Source organism: Providencia sp. wls1922, assembly GCF_009706505.1.
GTDB classification, from domain to species: Bacteria; Pseudomonadota; Gammaproteobacteria; order Enterobacterales; family Enterobacteriaceae; genus Providencia; species Providencia lanzhouensis.
Genome location: NZ_WLUG01000087.1, coordinates 1 through 20780, shown reverse-complemented (window position 1 = coordinate 20780; position 20780 = coordinate 1). Strand labels below are relative to the sequence as shown.

Below are 20780 nucleotides of genomic sequence, written 5' to 3'. Positions count from 1 at the left end.
ATGCATTTTGCGCGATGAATCAACACTTACAACAAGGACATAAAACCTTGCCGCTGGTGGTTCCCATCTTGTTTTATCATGGAAATCAATCCCCTTATCCTTATTCCCAATCATGGACAGATTGCTTTGAGTGGTCTGATTTAGCGCATGATTTGTATTGTAATCCACTGCCGTTAGTGGATGTAACAGTGGCAAGTGATGATGAACTTGTGAATCACCGAAAAGTTGCGGCGTTGGAGTTAGTTCTCAAACACTCATCCCTGAAAGATGACCTTATGGTGCTGTCAAAACGCTTAGCGCAGGTGATCCATGAGAACGAAAACCATCGCGACGACGTTATTTTAATCATCAACTATCTGTTTAGTGTGATGGATACGCCGACATACAAGAAGATAGTCAAAACATTAATAGAGAAAACAGAAGGATATCAGGAGACCGTTATGACAATTGCTGATCGATTAAGAAATGAAGGGCGAGAAGAAGCTCGACAAGAAGAGCAGGAGAAGGCCAAACAACGCACTTATGCCCAAGTTTTGACCAGCTTAAGTTTAGGTTTAAACATTGATGTTATTAGTCAAATTACAGGCTTATCCCCGACAGAAATCGAAGCAATGTATTAATACATAAAGAAAACTGAGTTCAGTGAGAAATTGAACTCAGTCATATTTTTAGTTGAATTTTCTTAGCGAGATTAAGCGTTAGCTAACTGACCTTTTGCTATTACCGATTGACGGTTACGCTCAAGTTCCAATGCGCCTAAGTGGGACAGCACACAGAAGATAATGCAGCAAACAATCCCCCCTAAGAGCAGATAGAAACCTGCATGCCAACCCATACGGTCAACCACGAAACCAAATAAGCTAGTACCTAATGTTGCGCCAAGGATATAGCTCATAAAACCACGTAGGCCGACGGCTGAACCAACTGCGAAGCTTGGCACGATTTCCATTGTTTGTACTGATGCTAAGAACTGAGGCACATAGATTAAGCAACCAACTACTGCTGCAAAGAAGGTGACGACAGCTAATGATTGGCTCTGCCAGTAACCGATGAGGCAGAAGAAAATCAGTGTCATACAAACAATAGCTAACGGCATTCTACGACCTTTAAATAGTTTGTCCGTTAACCAACCAGCTAATAAAGTGGATGGAATCGCTGCCCATTCGAAGAATAAAAATGCAACGCTCATCTGATCTTTAGAGAAGTTTTTCTCTGTCAGCAGGTAGATTGGTAGCCAGCTGATCACGCCGAAACGTACCATATACACAAAGACGTCAACGAAAGAGATATACCACGCATTTTTGTTTTTCAGTACATAGGTACAGAAAATTTGGAAGGCGCTCATATTCTCCGGTGATTGTTCTTTTTGCGCTGAAGTCAGGATCACTTTTTCTTCTGGCATCATTTGGTCAAGCGCAGGTAAACCCTCTTGTTTTGGGGAACCTTTACCTAATACCAACACAATTCCTGCAAATAAAATCGCAATACAAGCGGGAACCATGTAACTCGCACTTTGCCAGTGCTCAGTGCCTAATACGGCGAAAGCAGCACCGACGATTGGGGCAACAATACCACCACCCACGTTATGAGAAATATTCCAGAATGCACCGATACGGCCACGTTCATGACGTGGGAACCAGTTTGCAATGGTGATAAATGACGGACCCACACCCATGCCTTGGAACATACCATTAAGCACTACAAAACCAACGAATAACCAGAATGCGTTACTAAACCCCATTCCGAAGTTGACAATGGCGCAAAGGATCAAACCAAATGCCATAAATGCTTTTGGGCTGGCTTTATCGGCAAGGCTACTCATCACGCCTTTACTGATCCCGTAAGCAATGAGCATACAGCTAGTTAGTAGACCAATTTGGGTGGTACTTAAATCTAAGTTTTCTTTCAAATACGGGGTAGAGAGCGTGAAGTTGTTACGGACAATATAGTAAGCCAAATAACCTAAGAACACGCTGAGTAGTGCTTGAACGCGATAGCGTTTATAGGCGGCAGGAACTTTTTCTGGTGCAATTTGTTTTTTTGCCGTGGCTGGCGTTAAAAATGACAGCATAGGTTCACCTGTGAAATAGAGTAAAAAGAAATTCCCTGATGTTTTTTGTCGTTTTATTTCTGACAGACTCATCATGTTCTTGTTGAAAAAATATCGCAATATGAAGGGTTTGGGTCAAAATTGACCCAATTTTGTATAGTGACGAGTCAAATTGACCCATTCATAAATTAACGGGAATGGATTTCAAAAAACGCGCAACTAAGGGTTGATTTAATCGCGTAACAATGAGAATAAAGCGGGTAAGTTTTGTCGTGTGCTCATAAATCCGAAAAGGGTAAAATTTGTCTCAAATGCACTTTTTGACAAACTCACATTATTGTTACTTTCTTTGATATGAATCACATCTACCCAGGGGATGACTACGCTTATGAGATTAATAACACCAATTCGTCCACTGATAATGCGGCTCTGTTTTTTTATTATCTTGCTAAACAGCGTGGGAATTAGCCATGCGAAAAATGATGAGTTGGTGATAGCGACAACATTCTCACCCGAAGCGACACAAGCGATAGTCACGAATTGGAATGCGCGAGAGGATGCAATACCCATCCGCACGATTAATCGAACCAGTGCCTCATTAGAGCGCTTGTTAGATACCGATGCTTTGGAAAATGTCGATTTAATTCTGACCTCCTCGCCGATGCTGATGCACCATTTGCAGCAGCATAATCGGTTGAGTGCATTGCCGGATATTCCTGAGTATTCCCAGCGCTTAATTCCTGAATCTTTAAAAGGTTCCGTTGCTGCGGTGGCATTTTCTGGATATGGCATTTTGACCAACCGAAAGTGGATGGAGCAAAACAAATTACCCATTCCTAAGACATGGGATGACCTGACAAATAGCCAATATCAAGGCTCGTTACTGATAAGCGGTCCATCTCGTTCTGATACCTATCATTTAATGATTGAGTCGTTATTACAGCAGCGGGGATGGGAAGATGGATGGCGCATTTTACTGGGAATGTCGGGGAATTTAGCCACTGTATCATCACGCAGTTTTGGGGTAGCCGATAAAATCAAAGTGGGGCTAGGTGGGGCAGCACCGATTATTGATAACTACGCGAATGTGCTATTAGCTGACCCTGAACTCGAGTTTCACTATCTGCCTGATTCAGCCACATCGCCGACGTTTATTGCGATCACTCGCCATAGTTTAGCGCCAGAGAATGCGCGAAAGCTGATTGATTTTTTACTCAGTGAACAAGGGCAAAAAGTGTTTGCAGACAGCAGCACAGGGAAATACCCAGTTACTCCTCTTGAGGATGACAACCCTCGAAAAGCGCAGCAAAGCCAGCTATTAGATTCGCCTAAACCGCTGGATGTCCAGTTGGTATTACAGCGCCAGCGATTAGTTCAACAACTGTTTGATGCGGCGATCACGTTTCGTTTAACGGAATCGAAAGATGCTTGGCGTGCGGTGTATATGGCGGAAGCTAAGCTAAAGCACTCTTTACCAGAGGTTCGAGCGCTACTGACGGCGATGCCAGTCAGTGCGAAAGAAAGTGAAGATCCTGCTTATTATTCGCGTTTTGAAGATAATCGCAAAGCGGAAGAGGAATATATGCGCTGGCAGCATTTCTTTCAGGAACAGCAACGTCAAGCCATCAGTGTATTGGAAGCGATTAAATGAAAACATCGATAGTGAAATTGATGGGGCGCTTCAGTATTACGGCTATTTTACGTGGCGCCTTTATCGCGGGCGCTTTGATGACACTGATCGTCAGTTGCGTCAGCTTATATGCATGGCAAGAGCAAAATAAGCAGATCCGCTACGCACTTGGAGACTATTTTCCCAAAATGCAGGCTTCATTTTTGATTGAAGGGCAGCTAAATACCTTAGTCAATGAATTGAACGAATTTTTAAAAGCGCCAAATACAGCGACGAGATTACAACTACGCAATCAGATCACCGCACATTTAGCGCAAATAGCCGCTTTTAATCAGCAATTGAATGGGCAGGATCAACAGCAAATCTCTGTCATTTTGACCCAAAGTCAGGATCTTTTACAGCGCTTGGATAAGGCACTATATGCCCTGTTTTTAGCACGGGAAAAAATTAATACATTATCTTCTCGGATCAACTGGTTACATGACGATTTTAGTACGGAGCTCAACTCGTTATCGCAAGATATTAGCCTACAACAAGGCTCTTTACTGGACAAAATTGAGCAAGATCCTCTTCAAGCCAAAGGGTTACAAAGTCGGCTACGTAACGTGCAAGGAGAGTTGCAGTTAATTTATACACTGGCGCGTTTGGAAGAGCAGATCACCAATATTTTGACGGGGCGCTTGAAGGATATTCAAGGGGATGATGCTTTTGATGAGCCCATCGATGTTAACGGCTATGCCCGTTATTTAGGGTACTTAAAAACGAATTTAGCTGCCAATGAAGAGGCGTTGAATTTATATCCAAGTTCAGTGACGCTGCGTCAAACCATCGATGAGTTGTTAGATATCGGCCTTTCGGATAACCAAATGCTTGAAGTCCTGCAAAATTATCAAACGGCGAAAAGAGCCTTAAATGAAGCGACGACCGAAAAAGAGCGAATTTTGGCTGATTTTCGCTCTCAGCTTGATTTGCAACTTGGGAGCAGCCACTTTCAGCTACAAACGCTAAACCAGCGTTTAGCGAACATTATGTCGTGGAGTGGCACAATTATTATTATTACCGCAGGGTTGGCATTACTGTTGGTATTGCTGTTCAATATGCTGTTTATTCGTCCTCGTTTGGTCAAACGTTTTACCGCATTAAACCAAGCAGTGGCTCGGATCAGTATTGGGGATTTGACGACCCATATTCCTGTCGAAGGTCGTGATGAGTTAGGGCGAATTGGCACGCTGTTACAGCGCAGTATTGCTCAAATCAATCAACAGAAAACCCAGCTAGAACAAGAGATTGCAGAACGTAAGGCAATAGAGGAAAACTTACGAACTACGCAAAACGAGCTGATCCAAACGGCAAAACTCGCCGTCGTGGGGCAGACGATGACCACCTTAGCCCACGAAATTAACCAACCGCTAAATGCTCTCTCGATGCACCTGTTTATGGCGAAAAAAGGGTTACCAGCGCAAGATAATGACACGTCGTTGATGGCGATAAATAAGTCAGAACAACTTGTGGCTCGAATGGATGGCATTGTGCGGTCATTACGCCAATTCGCTCGTAAGCGTGATGATAATGAGCAATTACAGCCTGTGAATTTACGCCAATCAATTCAAAGCGCTTGGGATGTCCTGAAGCTTCAACATAAAACCCGCAAAGTGATATTAAGCTATCCGGATATATTGCCTAAGGTGCTGGGGGATGAAATTGGCATTCAGCAGGTGTTGGTTAACTTGCTCTCTAACGCGCTTGATGCCAGCCCCACAGAGGCTGAAATTACCGTTGATTACAGCGAAACCGCTGATAAGTTGCTGTTGAGCTTGTGTGATAACGGGACGGGGTGGCCACTGCATTTAGCTGATACATTAATGAAACCCTTTACGACAAGCAAAGAGATTGGGCTGGGGGTTGGGTTATCCATTAGCCAATCGATTATGCAGCAAATTTGTGGTGAGTTGAGAATCGCTTCTACACTGCGTGGAAATGGGTGTGTAATTTTAGAATTTAAAAAGGTACTTGAAGATGCTTGATGACAGCCATGACATATTGCTGATTGATGATGATAAAGATGTATTGGAAGCGTATTGTCTGCTACTCGAACAAGCAGGGTACCGAGTTTATGCATGTGATAACCCATTGACAGCAAAAGAGTTAGTTCACCGCGATTGGTGCGGCATTGTTCTTAGCGATGTGTGTATGCCGGAATGTTCGGGCATCGAGCTGATGACACTATTTCTCGCTAAAGACAAACATCTCCCTGTGGTTTTGATCACCGGGCATGGGGATGTACCAATGGCGGTGGAAGCAGTCAAAATGGGGGCATGGGATTTTCTACAAAAACCCATTAACCCAGAATATCTTTTAGAGCAAGTTGCCAAAGCGCTGGCGGCACGGAAACAGCGTGTATTGCAGCGCCGGTGGGGCAAAAACCAATTGATGCTCAATTTTGTAGGGAGCAGTGAGTGGTCTTTACAAGTTCGCGGGCAGCTTCAAGGGTTATCGGAAACCCTTGCCGCAGTGTTCTTACAAGGAGAGTTAGGGAGTGGTCGCACTTACTTAGCGCGCTATCTGCATCAAATTAGCACACCACAGCAAGCGCCATTGGTGATCAAAACATTATTAAATGAGCAAGAAGTGCCTGTTGAAACATGGGTCTCTGAGGCACGCTCAGGAACATTAGTGATTAAGAATATTGAGTTACTCCCTGTGAACCAACAGCGTTATTTGGTTCAGCATTTACAGCAAGACCAACGGGAATTTCGCTTGATTGGGATCTCGGATCAGCCGCTGCTTACTTTGACTAAACAGCAGCAGATTATTGCAGAACTTTATTATTATTTTTCATTAACTCAGGTGAATTGCTTACCGTTATCCCTGCGTAAAGCGGATATTCCGGTTTTATTCCAACACTATTTAGAGCTGGCTTGTACTCGATTGAATCAGAAATTGCCTGAACTGGATGAGTCTTTCATCAAAAAACTGAGTCGTCGTCATTGGCCTGGAAATGTAACGGAGTTAGCCAACGCAGCGGAGCTGTACGCGGTTGGCATTATGCCAATGGGGGAGACAGCGAATCCGTTATTAACGTCGGTAGCGCCAACGGCATTAGATCAACAAATTGAAAATTATGAACGGCAGATTATTACGGAAGCTCTGAATATTCATCAAGGACGAATTAACGATGTGTCGGAATATCTGCAAATGCCACGGAAAAAACTCTATTTACGGATGAAAAAGTACGGATTAGACAAGCACCATTATCGGACTTAAATTATTGGAGATAAATAGAGAGAAAGTTGCAGGGATTGACCTGCAACTTAAAATTTCAGTGAATTACAGAAGGGGAATGGTCTCTTCGATGGCTTTCAGCAGTAAGTTTCTATCGTGGCGATAAGGAATATCATCAGCCTCTAATACTCGCTGAGTCACTTTGCGTTCTTGGCGGATTGTCGTGACATCGGTGCGTGGCCCTACAATCACCGCATCGATTTTTTTTCGTCCAATATAACGCTCCATCATGACTAGTTTTTCAGGAAGTGTGAGGCTGGCAGCGGAGGTGCTAATTTCCTTCCCTAAATTACCGATATACACCATCGGCGCTTGGCTCTCTTTCAGGGCGCAGGCGATATCATCGAGTAATAACAGGGGCATTAAGCTGGTAAAAAAACTTCCGGGGCCGATTAAAATCAAATCTGCTCGATGGATAGCATCAAGGGCTTCGCTGGTCGCTTTAACGGGAGGGTATAAACGCAATTCTTGCGGTAACTCCTGCAAAGCATCCACGTTAACTTCACCGTAGACTTCATTTCCCATATCATCAATAGCCATCAGGTCTACCGGTGATTCAGACATCGGGATTAATTGCGCATCCACTTTCAGCATATTGCGGATTAAATTGATGGCTTCAAGTGGGCGAACACTTAAATGGTCAAGGGATTTCAGCATTAGATTACCGAGATTATGTCCTGATAATTCCCCTGTACCTGCAAATCGATATTCAAACATCTTAGAGGCAATAGATGGCTCAGTAATCAACTGATTCAAGCAATTACGCATATCACCCCAAGCAATTCCTCCTTCAGAGCGACGAATTCGCCCTGTAGAGCCACCATTATCCGTGGTGGTGACAATGCCAGTTAAACGGGAGCCTAAAGATGAGAGAGAAGACATCACTCGACCAAGTCCATGTCCGCCCCCAAGGGCGACGACGTGATTAAGATTTGTCAAACTACGGTTTGGCATAGTGTTCCTATTTAAACAATCAATCTATTTAAACTGTCAATCTAGCTAAATTATCAATCTAGAATCAGTGCTAAAACAAAATTGGCGCTAATCTATCATAAAACACCATCTGAAGTTTACTTGCTGTGATAAAAAACAACAAAAGAGAATATTCTCGATCGGTATCACAAATTTCTTGATTATGTAGCTAAGCGTAATTAACTAGAACGGTATGAAAATAAAGGATATAGATGGGGGATTATCAACGCTTTCTATAATCAGATTAAATAGCGCTGTTTATTGCGGGGTAACAGGAATTAATATTTTTTGAACTCGCGGAATTTAAGTGCGTATTTTACCCTCTAGGTGTCATTTTGATTCATTTCGATAATGATTCGATGGTGATGTAGTCATTTCAGTAATTCGAGACATCATATTTATGGATTCTTAGGGTTATCTATCAAAAAACGCGGGATAAAACTGATCTACAACAAACAATGTGCACAGAATTAACCTCATTTTGACGAGATATTGACAGATAGGCGTTTATCATCACATGGAAATAGCAAAAAATTATCCGTAATAATAAGGACTTCTGAGCATAGCGGTTGTTTTCTGTAAGTCGTTGTATATTAAGTTATATATCGTTTTTGGATTCGCTTTTTCATTTGCAATGGGCTAAAATCCTTACAGAAAATAAGTGAACCCAGTGATGAGTGTCTTAACTCTTTAGGCTTAATCAGCTCACGGGGTTCCAGATAAAACTCCTAGCCTTTGTGTCTAAGTTCTCCTGAATATGATGCTCTGGCCGTGACCTTGAGTCACCAGGGTGCAAGATAGAAATGTCTGCATCTCCCGTATTTGGAAAGGTGTGAATATGCAGCAACTTGTCGATCAATTTGACCGAAAATTTTACTATCTTCGTTTATCTATCACTGATGTTTGCAACTTTCGTTGCACATATTGCCTGCCTGATGGCTACAAACCGAGTGGTCGCCATGAATTTCTGACGCTTGATGAAATCCGTCGAGTGAGCCGCGCTTTTGCTGAGTTAGGGACTGAAAAAGTCCGTATCACTGGCGGTGAGCCAACGATGCGTAAAGATTTCACCGATATCATTGCCGCTATCAAAGAAAATAACTCCATCAAAAAAATCGCCGTAACAACCAATGGTTATCGGATGGCTCGTGATGTGCAAGCATGGCGAGATGCTGGTTTGAATGCAGTAAACGTGAGTGTGGATAGCCTTGACCCTCGCCAATTTGCGGCGATCACTGGGCAAGATAAATTTTTCCAAGTCATGAAAGGGATTGATGCTGCATTTGATGCTGGCTTCGAAAAAGTTAAAGTCAATGCGGTCTTGATGAAAAACGTCAATGATATCGCCCTCAAATCTTTCCTCAATTGGATCAAACACCGTCCAATTCAACTGCGTTTTATTGAACTCATGGAAACAGGGGAAGGCAGCAGCCTATTCCAACGTTACCATGTGTCTGGTGAAACCGTTCGTGATCGCCTTATCGCAGAAGGCTGGTATATGCAGCCACGTTCTCGTAGCGACGGTCCCGCCCAAGTCTTTAGTCACCCTGATTACCAAGGGGAAATTGGGCTGATCATGCCGTACGAGAAGGATTTTTGCCAAAGCTGCAACCGTCTCAGGGTCTCTTCTTTAGGCAATCTGCATTTGTGTTTATTTGGTGAAAATGGCATTCCACTGCGTGATTTACTGGGCGATGAAAACCAGAATGAAGCCCTAAAAGCACGTATCCAGAGTGGCTTAATGTCTAAGCGAGAAACCCATTTCCTTCACCAAGGCGACAGCGGGATCACCCCGAATCTTTCCGTTATCGGCGGTTAATAACTTTTTGATTTTCAGGAGTAATTATGTCCCAACTGACCCACCTCAATGCGTCGGGCGAGGCGCACATGGTTGATGTATCAGCCAAAGCGGAAACCGTCCGTGAAGCACGCGCAGAAGCGTTTGTGACGATGAACCCAGAAACTTTAGCCATGATTGTGGATGGCAGTCACCATAAAGGGGATGTCTTTGCGACGGCACGTATCGCTGGGATCCAAGCGGCAAAAAATACGTGGCAGTTGATCCCGCTGTGCCATCCTTTGCTACTGACCAAAGTGGAAGTCACCCTAGAAGCTGAGCAAGCCCATAACCGTGTACGCATCGAAACTTGTTGCCGATTAACAGGGAAAACGGGTGTCGAAATGGAAGCGTTAACGGCGGCTTCTGTCGCAGCATTAACTATCTACGACATGTGCAAAGCGGTACAAAAAGATATGGTTATTGGGCCTGTGCGTTTATTAGAAAAAACGGGCGGAAAGTCCGGTTATTTTAAGGTGGAAGCATGATCACTGTCCTCTTTTTTGCTCAAGTTCGTGAGTTAGTTGGCACTGACCGCTTAGAGTTAGCAGCGGAGTACCCAACCGTAGAATCTTTGCGCCAAGCATTAACTCAAAAAGGTGATCGCTGGGCGCTGGCTTTGGAAGATGGCAAATTATTAGCTGCGGTTAATCAATCGTTTGTTTCTGCGGACCATCCCCTGAATGCGGGCGATGAAGTGGCTTTCTTCCCACCAGTTACAGGGGGATGACCATGGACAATACCCATATTGCGGTACAAACCGAGAATTTTAGTGTTGGCGAGCAGTATGCGTGGCTTGCTGAATGTGACAGTGATGGCGCCGTAGTGACATTCACAGGTAAAGTCCGTAATCATAATTTAGGGGACAGCGTAGCGGCATTGACTCTCGAACACTACCCTGGCATGACAGAAAAAGCCTTAGCGGACATTGTGATGCAATCTCGCGAGCGCTGGCCACTGCAACGCGTGAGTGTGATCCACCGGATAGGTACCTTACAACCCGGTGAAGAAATTGTATTCGTAGGCGTGACCAGCGCACATCGCAATGCAGCATTCCAAGCGGCTGAATTTATAATGGATTACCTGAAAACCAAAGCACCATTCTGGAAAAAAGAGTCTCTCCCTGATAATGAACGCTGGGTGGAAGCCAAAGAGAGTGATGAAGCTTCTGCAAACCGTTGGTAGTCTTAAACTGTTACGCGGAAAATGCGAATAAGCCGAATGGTAATGTCAAAATATTGTGATAAACTTTGGAACAAATTTGTCCGATCACAGTAAGGATTACTCTGTTGGTGGTTTTGCTGGGTCGATTTTTCTTAAAATGGAAGGGTAACCATCATGGGTCAATTTGATCAACGTAATGATTCTCTTGTCCAGAATGCCAGCACTGGCGTTCAGGCATTTATGTCGCAAGTCTACGGTTGGATGACTGTCGGGTTATTACTGACAGCTTTTGTTGCTTGGTACTCCTTAAGCAGCGGTCTGTTTTTCACTATCGCAACTAACAAAGTTCTGTTCTTTGGAATGATCATCGCTGAACTTGGTTTAGTGATGGGGCTGTCTTTCTTACTGCCTAAAATGAGCGGTGCGATTGCAACTGGGATGTTTATGCTTTACGCATTACTGACTGGTTTAACTATCTCCGTTATTTTAGCGGTTTATACTGGTGAGTCTGTTGTTGGGATGTTCATCATTACCGCAGTGATGTTCGGCGCGTTAAGCTTCTACGGTTACACAACTAAGCGTAGCTTAACAGGGATGGGTAACTTCCTGTTTATGGCGCTGATTGGTCTGGTTGTCGCTTCTCTGGTTAATATCTGGCTGCAAAGCTCTATGATGTACTGGGTGATCACTTACGGTGGTGTATTACTGTTTGCTGCATTAACTGCTTATGACACTCAAAAACTCAAAGAGATGGGTGAGCAAATCAACCAAGATGACAGAGAAAATATGCGTAAGTACTCCATTATGGGCGCGTTATCTCTGTACTTAGATTTCATCAACCTGTTCCTGATGTTACTGCGTATTTTCGGTGACCGCCGTTAATTACTAATCAAGCTGATTGAAAATATGAAACCCCGCAATAAGTTAATTGTTGCGGGGTTTTTTATGGTTTTTATCTGGCAGTTAAGCGATTTTTTTGTGAAATAAGTAATAAGCCAGAGAGCTGGTTACCAGGAAGATAATCAGAAGAGGCCATAAGCTATGAAATACCACGGAAAAATCAGCATCTTTAAGGTAAATCTGCTTAGTGATATCCGTAAAGTGGCGGATGGGATTCACCCACGTAATATCCTGTAGCCAAACGGGCATATTCTCGACGGGAGAGATATAACCGGATAGCAACACTGCGGGCATCATAAACACAAACACGCCAATAAACGCTTGCTGCTGAGTTGAGCACAATGCGGAGATGAGCAGACCAAATCCCACGAGTGATAAACCATAAAAAATCATCGTGCCATAGAACAGCAATAGTGAACCGGCGAACGGGATTTTGTAGCAAAAAATCCCAATCACTAGCACCAATGTTGCTTGTGCAGTGGCGACGACTAAGGCAGGAATCGCTTTGCCAATAAAGATTTGCCATGTGGTTAGCGGCGAAACTAATAGTTGGTCGAGGGTTCCTTGTTCTCGTTCTCTTGCAATAGACAACGAGGTGACGATCAGCACTCCTATCGTCGTAATCAATGCCACTAATGAAGGCACAATAAACCACTTATAGTCTAAGTTTGGGTTGTACCAGTTGCGGACAATCAGTTCACTGTTATTGGGTAGCACTTGGGTTTGTGTGAGCTCCTGCTGATATTGCGTGACTATCTGTTCAATGTAATTAGCCGCTATTTGGGAGCTATTTGAGTTTCGTCCATCCAATAGCAACATCATATTTGCGGTATGATGGCTAGCGATATCAGCGCTGAAATTTTGATTAAAACGGACGACTAACAAGGCTTTACGGTTATCTAGCGTTTCTCGAATCTCAGGTTCATTTTTCAGTAACAGCACATGGGAAAATGCGCTGGCTTTTGCTAAGCGTTGAGTGAGCTCAATGGAATGCTCGCCATTATCTTGATCAAAAATGGCAATGGTGGTGTTAGTGACTTCTAAGGTCGCCGCCAGTGGGAAGAGGATCATTTGGAAAATGACAGGCATGATTAAAATAATTCGCGTCTGTTTTTCCTGCAATAGTGATTGCAACTCTTTCATAATTAAGGTGTAAAGACGATAAAACATAGTTCACCTCAATCCAAACGGCGACGCGTTTTCAGCGCCGTTAAGCCAATGAATAATATCGCTGAAGCAATCAGCAATAAGAAATCGGTGAATAACACCAGATAGATATCTCCCGCCAAAAATAAGGTTTGCAAGCTGCTGACAAAGTAGCGAGCGGGAATGAAGTAAGTCACTACTTGAATAAATATTGGCATGCTATCAATTTCAAAAATAAACCCTGAAAGCATAATGGCAGGCAAAAAGGCTGCATTCAGTGCCACCATTGCCGCATTGAACTGGTTGCGGGTAATGGTTGAAATCAGTAATCCCATTCCTAATGCGGTGGCCAAATAGAGGCTGGTTATCACAAATAAAATCAATAAAGAGCCACGATAAGGAATATCGAGCACGAAGGTCGTCACCAACATACACAGCACCATGACGAACGATCCAAGAATTTGATAGGGCAATAATTTGGAAAGCAGTAATTCAGTGCGAGTGATTTGGGTGGAAAGCAGTGCTTCCATGGTGCCCCGTTCCCATTCTCGGGCTATCACCAGTGAAGTTAAAATGGCACCTACGACGGTCATAATGATGCTAATGGCGCCTGGAATAATAAAATGTTGGCTGAGTGCCGCTTCGTTAAACCAATAGCGCATATTGAGTTCGATAAGCGGGTCGGTGGGATAACCTTGATTTTCACCTTGTTGGATAAGCCATGTATGCCAAACCCCTTTGGTGTAGGCTTGCACAAAATTGGCGGTATTGGGTTCACTTCCATCGGTGATCACTTGGATTGCCGCATGTCCATCAAGGCGAGAAAGTTGCTCTGCAAAATTGACGGGGATCACCACAATGCCGCGAATTTCGCCCGCTTGCATTTTATTAATCAATAAATTGCGATTATCGCTAATGGTGGCATCAATAAAGGGAGAGCCGGTAAAGGTATCGACTAATTCACGAGCGGGTTGGCTTTGTTGATCCATTAGGATACCCACTCGTAATTTACTGGAGTCTAGATTGATCCCATAACCGAAAATAAATAGCAGCATCAGTGGGATAACAATGGCTATTAAGGAGCTACTGGGGTCTCGAACTATCTGCTTACTTTCCTTCCAACAGAGGGCTTTCAGCCTGCGCCATGAAAAACCAGAGGCGGTTGTCTTCATTGTGCCTCCCGCTGTTTATCGTAGTTGAAAATTAATTCAATAAAGGCATCTTCCATGGATGGATTCGGATTTTCTGTGCTGGCGACCTGTTTTTTTAGCTCATCTGGAGTGCCTGCGGCAATAATTTTTCCGTGATAAACCAACCCGATACGATCGCAATATTCCGCTTCATCCATAAAGTGGGTGGTGACCATGACGGTGACCCCCTTGTCTACCATACCATTAATGTGTAGCCAAAATTCTCGCCGAGTTAGCGGGTCAACTCCCGAAGTGGGTTCATCTAAAAACAGGATATCCGGTTCATGCATCAGTGAGCAGGCGAGGGCAAGGCGCTGCTTATAACCTAGCGGAAGTGAGTCAGTAATCTGGCTGATAATGGGAGTAAAATTAAACGCGTTGATCATCTCCTGCATTTTGGTGGCTTGTTGTTTATGATGCAAACCGTATACACCGGAGAAAAATTTTAAGTTTTGCCCAACTTTGAGGTTGCCGTAGAGGGAAAATTTTTGTGCCATATACCCAAGGTGCTGACGGGCTTTGTTTGAACTGGTTTTTAAATCCATACCAAGCACCAGAGCTTGTCCATCCGTGGGTTTCATTAATCCACACATCATCTTAAAGGTAGTGGATTTGCCTGCGCCGTTAGGCCCTAATAATCCAAAAATTTCACCCCGTTTTACCTGAAAGTTAACGGTATCCGTCGCGGCAAAATCCCCGAATTTTTTGGTCAGGTTGCGGGCTTCAATGACGGTTTCATTGGGAGCGGGTGGAATTTGTGGCACGATAGCTGCGAGTTCAGAACGATGGGATGGTCCGCCACCTAAAAGGTCGATAAACGCATCTTCAAAGCGTGGCTGGGCTTCAATCAGCGTTTGATCTCTCATATTTAACGCATTAAGTAAATTCTCTTGGGATGCATGAGGTTTTAAAATTAAGCGAATATAGCGCCCTTGGATCACGCCATCGGTGGTTTCGGGTAACACTAAGGCATTTTGTAGAATGGTGCGTTTTTGTGTTGGAGGAACATCGAGTAAAAATGAGCGTCCCGCCATCTTTTGGGTGAGTTGCTCGGGTTTTCCGCTATACAGAAGTTTGCCTTCATTGAGTAGTAGCACCTCTTTGCACTGCTCTGCTTCATCCAGATACGATGTACTCCAGAGGATCAACATACCATCGTCAGCAAGGGTGTGCACCATTTGCCAAAGTTCTCGCCTAGCAATAGGATCTACGCCGACACCCGGCTCATCCAGCAGTAAAACTTTCGGCTTACCTAATAGCGTGCAGGCGAGTCCCAATTTTTGTTTCATTCCCCCTGAAAGCTTACCGGCAAGGCGAGCAGTAAATGGGGCTAGGCTAGTAAATGCGAGTAATTGTTTATAAGTTTGTTGGCGCTCTTCACCAATAACGCCGCGCAGGTCGGCATATAAATCAAGATTTTCTTGAACCGTTAAATCTTCATATAAACCGAATTTTTGCGGCATATAACCGAGGTTTGCCCGCACTTCGATACTGTCTTTAATAGGGTCTAATCCCATTAAGTGGATTTGCCCTGAATCGGGTTTGAGTAGCCCCGCCAGCATGCGCATTAGCGTCGTTTTCCCTGCACCATCGGGGCCGACTAACCCCGTCACGGAGCCGCCGTGAATTTCGGTAGTTAGGCTTTCAACCGCAGGGTTATTTAGCCCAACAAAGCGTTTTTCGACGTTTATTAATGAAATCACGCTGTTCGATGAGTGAATATCTTGCTGAGCCATAATGCGCCCTATTGCTGAGGTGTCGCAAATTCAACGGTGACAGGCATTCCTTGACGCAGTTTATCGTTAGGATCATCGACAATAATTCGTAATCGATAGACTAAGTCGGTACGTAAATTCGGTGTTTGTACACTTTTTGGGGTAAATTCGGCCGTAGGGGAGACAAAACCAATCGTACCATGGTAAGGGGTATTGGGCTGGCTATCCGTAAAGAGTAAGACTTTACTACCAGGAACCGCATCACCTAAATGAGCTTCACTCACATAGGCTCGCACCCAAACAGGGTGAGTTAATGTCACGCTAAAAACGGTATTACCTGCACCAATGATGGTGCCAGGTTCGATGGCACGAGTCAGGATTGTGCCGTCAGATGGGGCGATAAGCTGGGTGTCTGAGAGATCAAGCTCAGCTTGAGCAACGGCAGCTTCTGCTTGTAGCCATTCCCCTCGGGCTGCTGCTATCTCTTCTTGGCGAAATCCGCTCTGATATTGGTTGAGTTTATCTTGGGAAGCTTTTAATGCGGCAAGCGTTTGATTTCGATTGTTTTTGGCATTATCTAAGTCATTGGCAGAAATCAGTTTTTGTGCCGCTAAACCTTGCTGACGTTTGTAAAAATTATCCGCATATTGCCAAGCGGCTTGACGCTGAGCGACTTCAGATTCGACTTGAGCAATTTCTTGTGTCCGGTAGCCTTTCTCTTTGAGTGCTAACTGTGCTTTAGCGCTATCTCGCAGCCCTTTAGCTTTATTTAACGCGTTGATGTACGGCGCATCATCCAATTTACCAAGTCGTTGCCCAGCAGTGACTTTCGCCCCTTCATCAACATCTAAAGAGGCGAGTTTACCATTGACTCGAAAACTAAGGTTAACTGTGCGCACATCCACATTCCCGTATAAGGCGAATGTCTTATCCTTAAGTGACTGATAATAATAGCCTCCAGCAATAGTGGCAATCAGCATGATAAGCAGTAATATAACCAATGCACGGCGTTTTGTGTTCATAGCTAACCTTAGTGACGGATAAAACATTACTCAGGATTATGATTTAATTTAATCCATATATCATATCACTTTTCTGCTAGTTGGCGATGACGTAACCCCAATAATAAAATGTCGATATGCTCAATAAGAACCTGATTAATAATTTTAAATTCGCTTTCGTTGATGTGCTTCCAACCGGTTTGTCTGAGTAAGGTTTCTCGCGCAATGCGGAATGAGAGGGTTTCACCTAAAATGGCGTGCGTGTGGATCAAGGTCGCTAGATTATTAGGGTCGGCGCCGATATAAATAGAAATTAAGCGATTGAGCCGTGAGTGAATGGGTCCTAACGCTTGTTCGTGGATCAATCCATACGCTTCGGTTGGGTTCAGCTGCTCGCGAGCTAGAATGCGCGAGAAGCTTAAGTTTTCTTTTTTAAGTTGGAAAAAATTGTACGAAATAATGGTTTTTTTCAGTAATTCGAGCGCTTCTTCAGGAATTTGTGACTCTGCGGGTTGGCTAATAAAGTTATCTATTTGAGTGATAGTTTCAGCGAAACTCTCTTTGATATTATTGGCAATTTGCTGAGCAACCGCGAGATATAACCCTTCTTTAGATCCGAAATAATAGGAAATAGCTGCGATATTTTGCCCAGATGCTTGGGCAATTTGGCGGGTGGTTGCCCCGTCGATACCTTGTTCTCCATAAACATCGGCAGCGGCGAGAAGAAGTTGGAGTTTGGCGCTCTCTCCGCGTAATGTTGGCGACGAATTTGTGTTCATAAACATTCCTTTTGATTCAGAATTAAATAATTTTTAGCATGCTCTTAGTTGGCATTTATTCATTGTTCAGGATGAAAACGGATGTATCTTTAGTTTTGTGTACGTATATATACTATATAAAGCAGATTTTGTATTAGTTTATTCATCAATCTAAATTAATATATTTATCATGGTCAAATGATGGTAGAATTTTTGCGTGTCGCATGGCAGTTTGCGCTTTTCTTCTATTGAATATCGAATCTTCCCCCCTAGAGCTGCCCAGTAAATTGAAGCGGTGGAGCCCGGAGTAATTAATTTGACTAGTTTTTCTGACCTCGCGTTAAACGAGGAAATCTTGCGTGCCATTAATGAATTAGGCTATGAAAGTCCTACGCCTATTCAACAACAAGCTATTCCTGCTGTTTTAGCGGGCAAAGACCTATTAGCCAGCGCTCAAACAGGTACGGGTAAAACAGCGGGTTTTACTTTACCTATTTTGCAAAAGCTGGTGGACAATCCACGCGGTAATAACCGTCGTCCTATTCGCGCATTGATTTTAACCCCGACCCGTGAACTTGCGGCTCAAGTGGCTGAAAATGTAAAAGAATATAGCCGTCATTTGAGAATTCGTTCATTTGTTGTGTTCGGTGGCGTCAGTATTAACCCGCAAATGATGAAACTGCGTGGTGGTGTGGATGTGTTGATCGCAACACCGGGTCGTTTATTGGACTTGGAACATCAAAACGCGGTGGATTTATCGCAGGTTGAAGTTTTCGTCTTGGATGAAGCTGACCGTATGTTAGATATGGGCTTTATTCACGATATTCGCCGTGTGATCACGAAATTACCTAAAAAGCGCCAAAATCTTCTGTTCTCCGCGACGTTCTCTGATGAGATCAAACAGTTGGCGAGCAAGTTATTGAACAATCCAGTTTCCATTGAAGTGGCTCCGCGCAACTCAGCTTCTGAGCAAGTAACGCAGTATGTTCATTTAGTGGATAAAAAACGTAAAGCTGAGTTACTCTCGTTTATGATTGGGCGTGAAAACTGGCAGCAAGTTCTGGTATTTACGCGTACCAAACATGGCGCTAACCGCTTAGCTGAGCACTTAAACAAAGATGGTGTCAAAGCGGCGGCGATTCATGGTAATAAGAGCCAAGGCGCTCGTACCCGTGCTTTAGCTGATTTTAAATCCGGGGATATCCGTGTCTTAGTGGCGACAGATATTGCGGCTCGCGGCTTAGATATTGAACAGCTCCCTTATGTGGTTAACTTTGAGCTGCCTAATGTGGCGGAAGATTATGTTCACCGTATTGGTCGTACTGGACGTGCGGAAGCCACGGGTATGGCGGTATCTTTGGTGTGTATCGATGAAGCGAAACTGCTTAAAGATATTGAGAAATTATTGAAAAAATCCATCCCACAGATGGAGATTGAAGGCTACGAGCCAGACCCGTCAATCAAAGCTGAGCCGATCCAAAAGCCTTCTCAGCGTAATGATCGTCGTGGTTCTGATAGTCGCCGCGGGTCTGATAACCGTCGTGGTTCTGACAACCGCCGTAGCTCTGAGGATAGCCGCGGTGAGCGCAGCAATCATTCAGGCAATAATAGCAATAAAGGTTCAAGCCGTCCTCGTCGTCAAAATGCGAATTCCGAGAAAGGTCAGTCTGAATCCACTTCAGGTTCACCGTGGAAAAATGCACAGAAGCGAGTTAGACAAGGGCGTAGTGATAGCTAATGCGTGTGCTACTCGCCCCGATGGAAGGGGTACTCGATTCTCTGGTTCGCCGATTATTGAGTGAGGTGAACGACTACGACTTGTGCATTACTGAGTTTGTGCGAGTTGTCGATACCTTGTTGCCGGCAAAAACGTTTTATCGGTTATGCCCGGAATTGCAACAAGGTAGCCGAACGCCATCGGGAACGTTAGTGCGGGTGCAGCTATTAGGGCAACATCCTGAGTGGTTGGCTGAAAATGCCAACCGCGCAATTGAATTAGGCTCTTGGGGCGTCGATCTCAATTGCGGTTGTCCATCAAAAACGGTAAATGGCAGCGGTGGCGGTGCGACGTTATTGAAGCAGCCAGAGCTTATCTATCACGCCGCTAAAGCTATGCGAGCGGCTGTACCGAAAGATTTACCCGTTTCTGTGAAAGTCCGTTTGGGTTGGGATAGCAGCCAATTTGCTCATGAAATTGCGGATGCTGTACAGCAAGCCGGGGCGACCGAACTGACGGTTCATGGGCGTACAAAGGAAGATGGCTATAAAGCGGAATGTATTAACTGGCAGGCGATTGGTGAGCTTCGTCAGAAACTGTCGATTCCGGTGATTGCCAATGGCGAAATCTGGGATTATGAAAGTGCTAAACGCTGTATGGAAATCACTGGGTGCGATTCGATTATGATTGGTCGAGGTGCTTTAAATACGCCGAATTTGAGCCGTGTGATCAAACACAATGTCGCGAAGATGCCTTGGGAACAGGTCGGGAAAATACTCTTTAAATATACGGAACTAGAAAAACTGGGTGATACAGGGCATTACCATGCAGCTCGTATCAAACAGTGGCTGAGTTATTTACGTAAAGAGTATCAGCAGGCGGATGAACTGTTTTCTCAAGTGAGAGCGTTGAAAACGGCGGAGCAAATAGCGGATGTTATTGCGCTACATGTGGAGCAGCTTTCTGTCGTATCATCTTAACATGATGAAATTTGCCAAAATTTGAGATTAGGTCTTTAATTACTATGTATGGTGGTGACTAGTATGGTGGTGATTAATTCAAAATATTGTCATTACCGTATGTCATGATTAAAGAGTCTATATCGTGTAACAAAGTTATCGTGCTAGGAAATTTAGAGCAACAGAGATATTGGAGGCCTCAAATGGGCGTTATTGCTTGGATTATCTTTGGTTTAATCGCAGGTGTTTTAGCTAAATGGTTAATGCCTGGAACCTATCAAATGGGTTTTATCATGACGACTGTATTGGGGATCGTCGGGGCGGTTATCGGGGGATACATCAGCACATTCTTTGGTAAAGGCAAGGTGGATGGCTTTAACTTCGGTAGTTTTGTTGTTGCCGTGATCGGCGCCATTGTCGTGCTATTCCTTGCGGGAATGTTTATTAAGTAGCATTTCT

19 protein-coding genes and 1 riboswitch are annotated in these 20780 nt (G+C 44.1%); of the genes, 12 read left to right on the top strand and 7 right to left on the bottom strand.

Going from position 1 to position 20780, the window contains the following annotated elements; genetic code table 11:
• Positions 1 to 620: Rpn family recombination-promoting nuclease/putative transposase (locus GKR71_RS09570; RefSeq protein WP_154634217.1), on the top strand; the 620-nt coding region annotated here is incomplete at its 5' end.
• A 71-nt stretch (positions 621 to 691) separates the two neighbouring features.
• Here GKR71_RS09570 and pgtP read toward each other — a convergent pair.
• Entirely contained in the window at positions 692 to 2071 is a 1380-nt protein-coding gene (pgtP, locus tag GKR71_RS09565) for a phosphoglycerate transporter PgtP (RefSeq protein ID WP_154634216.1), read from the bottom strand.
• 400 nt (positions 2072 to 2471) lie between these two features.
• On the opposite strand from pgtP, the gene GKR71_RS09560 reads away from it, so the two are divergent.
• The 3 genes from GKR71_RS09560 to pgtA are packed head-to-tail and all read left to right on the top strand — an operon-like array spanning position 2472 to position 6944.
• The gene (locus GKR71_RS09560; RefSeq protein ID WP_036949777.1) at positions 2472 to 3701 is read left to right on the top strand and encodes an ABC transporter substrate-binding protein; all 1230 of its coding nucleotides are present in this window, start codon (positions 2472 to 2474) and stop codon (positions 3699 to 3701) included.
• Complete coding sequence (gene pgtB, locus GKR71_RS09555) at positions 3698 to 5704, top strand: two-component system sensor histidine kinase PgtB (protein ID WP_154634215.1); 2007 nt, start codon at positions 3698 to 3700, stop codon at positions 5702 to 5704. Before GKR71_RS09560 ends, pgtB begins: the two co-directional genes overlap by 4 nt.
• Positions 5697 to 6944: a two-component system response regulator PgtA gene (pgtA, locus tag GKR71_RS09550; RefSeq protein ID WP_154634214.1), complete on the top strand. Its 1248-nt coding sequence runs from the start codon at positions 5697 to 5699 to the stop codon at positions 6942 to 6944. Before pgtB ends, pgtA begins: the two co-directional genes overlap by 8 nt.
• Positions 6945 to 7007: 63 nt before the next feature.
• Here the strand turns inward: pgtA and GKR71_RS09545 are convergent, their stop codons facing one another.
• Positions 7008 to 7916 (bottom strand): gluconeogenesis factor YvcK family protein, encoded by a 909-nt coding sequence (locus tag GKR71_RS09545; RefSeq protein WP_036949771.1) that lies wholly within the window; start codon positions 7914 to 7916, stop codon positions 7008 to 7010.
• 731 nt (positions 7917 to 8647) lie between these two features.
• A riboswitch (molybdenum cofactor riboswitch) is annotated at positions 8648 to 8783 on the top strand.
• On the opposite strand from GKR71_RS09545, the gene moaA reads away from it, so the two are divergent.
• From moaA to GKR71_RS09520, 5 genes are all read left to right on the top strand, one after another.
• Positions 8773 to 9753 carry a GTP 3',8-cyclase MoaA gene (gene moaA / locus GKR71_RS09540; RefSeq protein WP_036949769.1) on the top strand — a complete coding sequence of 327 codons (981 nt, stop codon included), beginning with the start codon at positions 8773 to 8775 and terminating at the stop codon, positions 9751 to 9753. It overlaps the preceding riboswitch by 11 nt.
• A 26-nt stretch (positions 9754 to 9779) precedes the next feature.
• The gene (gene moaC, locus GKR71_RS09535; RefSeq protein ID WP_154634213.1) at positions 9780 to 10259 is read left to right on the top strand and encodes a cyclic pyranopterin monophosphate synthase MoaC; all 480 of its coding nucleotides are present in this window, start codon (positions 9780 to 9782) and stop codon (positions 10257 to 10259) included.
• Positions 10256 to 10501: a molybdopterin synthase sulfur carrier subunit gene (moaD, locus tag GKR71_RS09530; RefSeq protein ID WP_036949767.1), complete on the top strand. Its 246-nt coding sequence runs from the start codon at positions 10256 to 10258 to the stop codon at positions 10499 to 10501. Before moaC ends, moaD begins: the two co-directional genes overlap by 4 nt.
• 2 nt (positions 10502 to 10503) lie before the next feature.
• Entirely contained in the window at positions 10504 to 10956 is a 453-nt protein-coding gene (gene moaE, locus GKR71_RS09525) for a molybdopterin synthase catalytic subunit MoaE (protein ID WP_036949766.1), read from the top strand.
• A 153-nt stretch (positions 10957 to 11109) separates the two neighbouring features.
• A complete protein-coding gene (locus tag GKR71_RS09520; RefSeq protein WP_154634212.1) occupies positions 11110 to 11817 on the top strand; it encodes a Bax inhibitor-1/YccA family protein in 708 nt (235 codons plus the stop codon).
• Positions 11818 to 11898: 81 nt separating this feature from the next.
• Here the strand turns inward: GKR71_RS09520 and GKR71_RS09515 are convergent, their stop codons facing one another.
• From GKR71_RS09515 to cecR, 5 genes are all read right to left on the bottom strand, one after another.
• Positions 11899 to 13005 (bottom strand): ABC transporter permease, encoded by a 1107-nt coding sequence (locus tag GKR71_RS09515; protein ID WP_154634211.1) that lies wholly within the window; start codon positions 13003 to 13005, stop codon positions 11899 to 11901.
• Positions 13006 to 13013: 8 nt separating this feature from the next.
• Complete coding sequence (locus GKR71_RS09510) at positions 13014 to 14153, bottom strand: ABC transporter permease (protein ID WP_154634210.1); 1140 nt, start codon at positions 14151 to 14153, stop codon at positions 13014 to 13016.
• Positions 14150 to 15907 (bottom strand): ATP-binding cassette domain-containing protein, encoded by a 1758-nt coding sequence (locus tag GKR71_RS09505; protein WP_108479398.1) that lies wholly within the window; start codon positions 15905 to 15907, stop codon positions 14150 to 14152. Before GKR71_RS09505 ends, GKR71_RS09510 begins: the two co-directional genes overlap by 4 nt.
• Before the next feature lie 8 nt (positions 15908 to 15915).
• Positions 15916 to 16908: a secretion protein HlyD gene (gene hlyD / locus GKR71_RS09500; protein WP_154634209.1), complete on the bottom strand. Its 993-nt coding sequence runs from the start codon at positions 16906 to 16908 to the stop codon at positions 15916 to 15918.
• A 65-nt stretch (positions 16909 to 16973) separates the two neighbouring features.
• The gene (gene cecR / locus GKR71_RS09495) at positions 16974 to 17672 is read right to left on the bottom strand and encodes a transcriptional regulator CecR (RefSeq protein WP_036949750.1); all 699 of its coding nucleotides are present in this window, start codon (positions 17670 to 17672) and stop codon (positions 16974 to 16976) included.
• Positions 17673 to 17961: 289 nt separating this feature from the next.
• Here cecR and rhlE point away from each other — a divergent pair, with 289 nt between their 5' ends.
• The 3 genes from rhlE (at position 17962) to GKR71_RS09480 (ending at position 20773) form a co-directional block, all read left to right on the top strand.
• A complete protein-coding gene (rhlE, locus tag GKR71_RS09490; protein ID WP_108479400.1) occupies positions 17962 to 19383 on the top strand; it encodes an ATP-dependent RNA helicase RhlE in 1422 nt (473 codons plus the stop codon).
• Positions 19383 to 20342 carry a tRNA dihydrouridine(16) synthase DusC gene (dusC, locus tag GKR71_RS09485; protein WP_036949744.1) on the top strand — a complete coding sequence of 320 codons (960 nt, stop codon included), beginning with the start codon at positions 19383 to 19385 and terminating at the stop codon, positions 20340 to 20342. The genes rhlE and dusC overlap by 1 nt, the downstream gene beginning before the upstream one ends.
• Before the next feature lie 182 nt (positions 20343 to 20524).
• Entirely contained in the window at positions 20525 to 20773 is a 249-nt protein-coding gene (locus GKR71_RS09480; protein ID WP_154634208.1) for a GlsB/YeaQ/YmgE family stress response membrane protein, read from the top strand.
• Positions 20774 to 20780 lie beyond the last annotated feature (7 nt).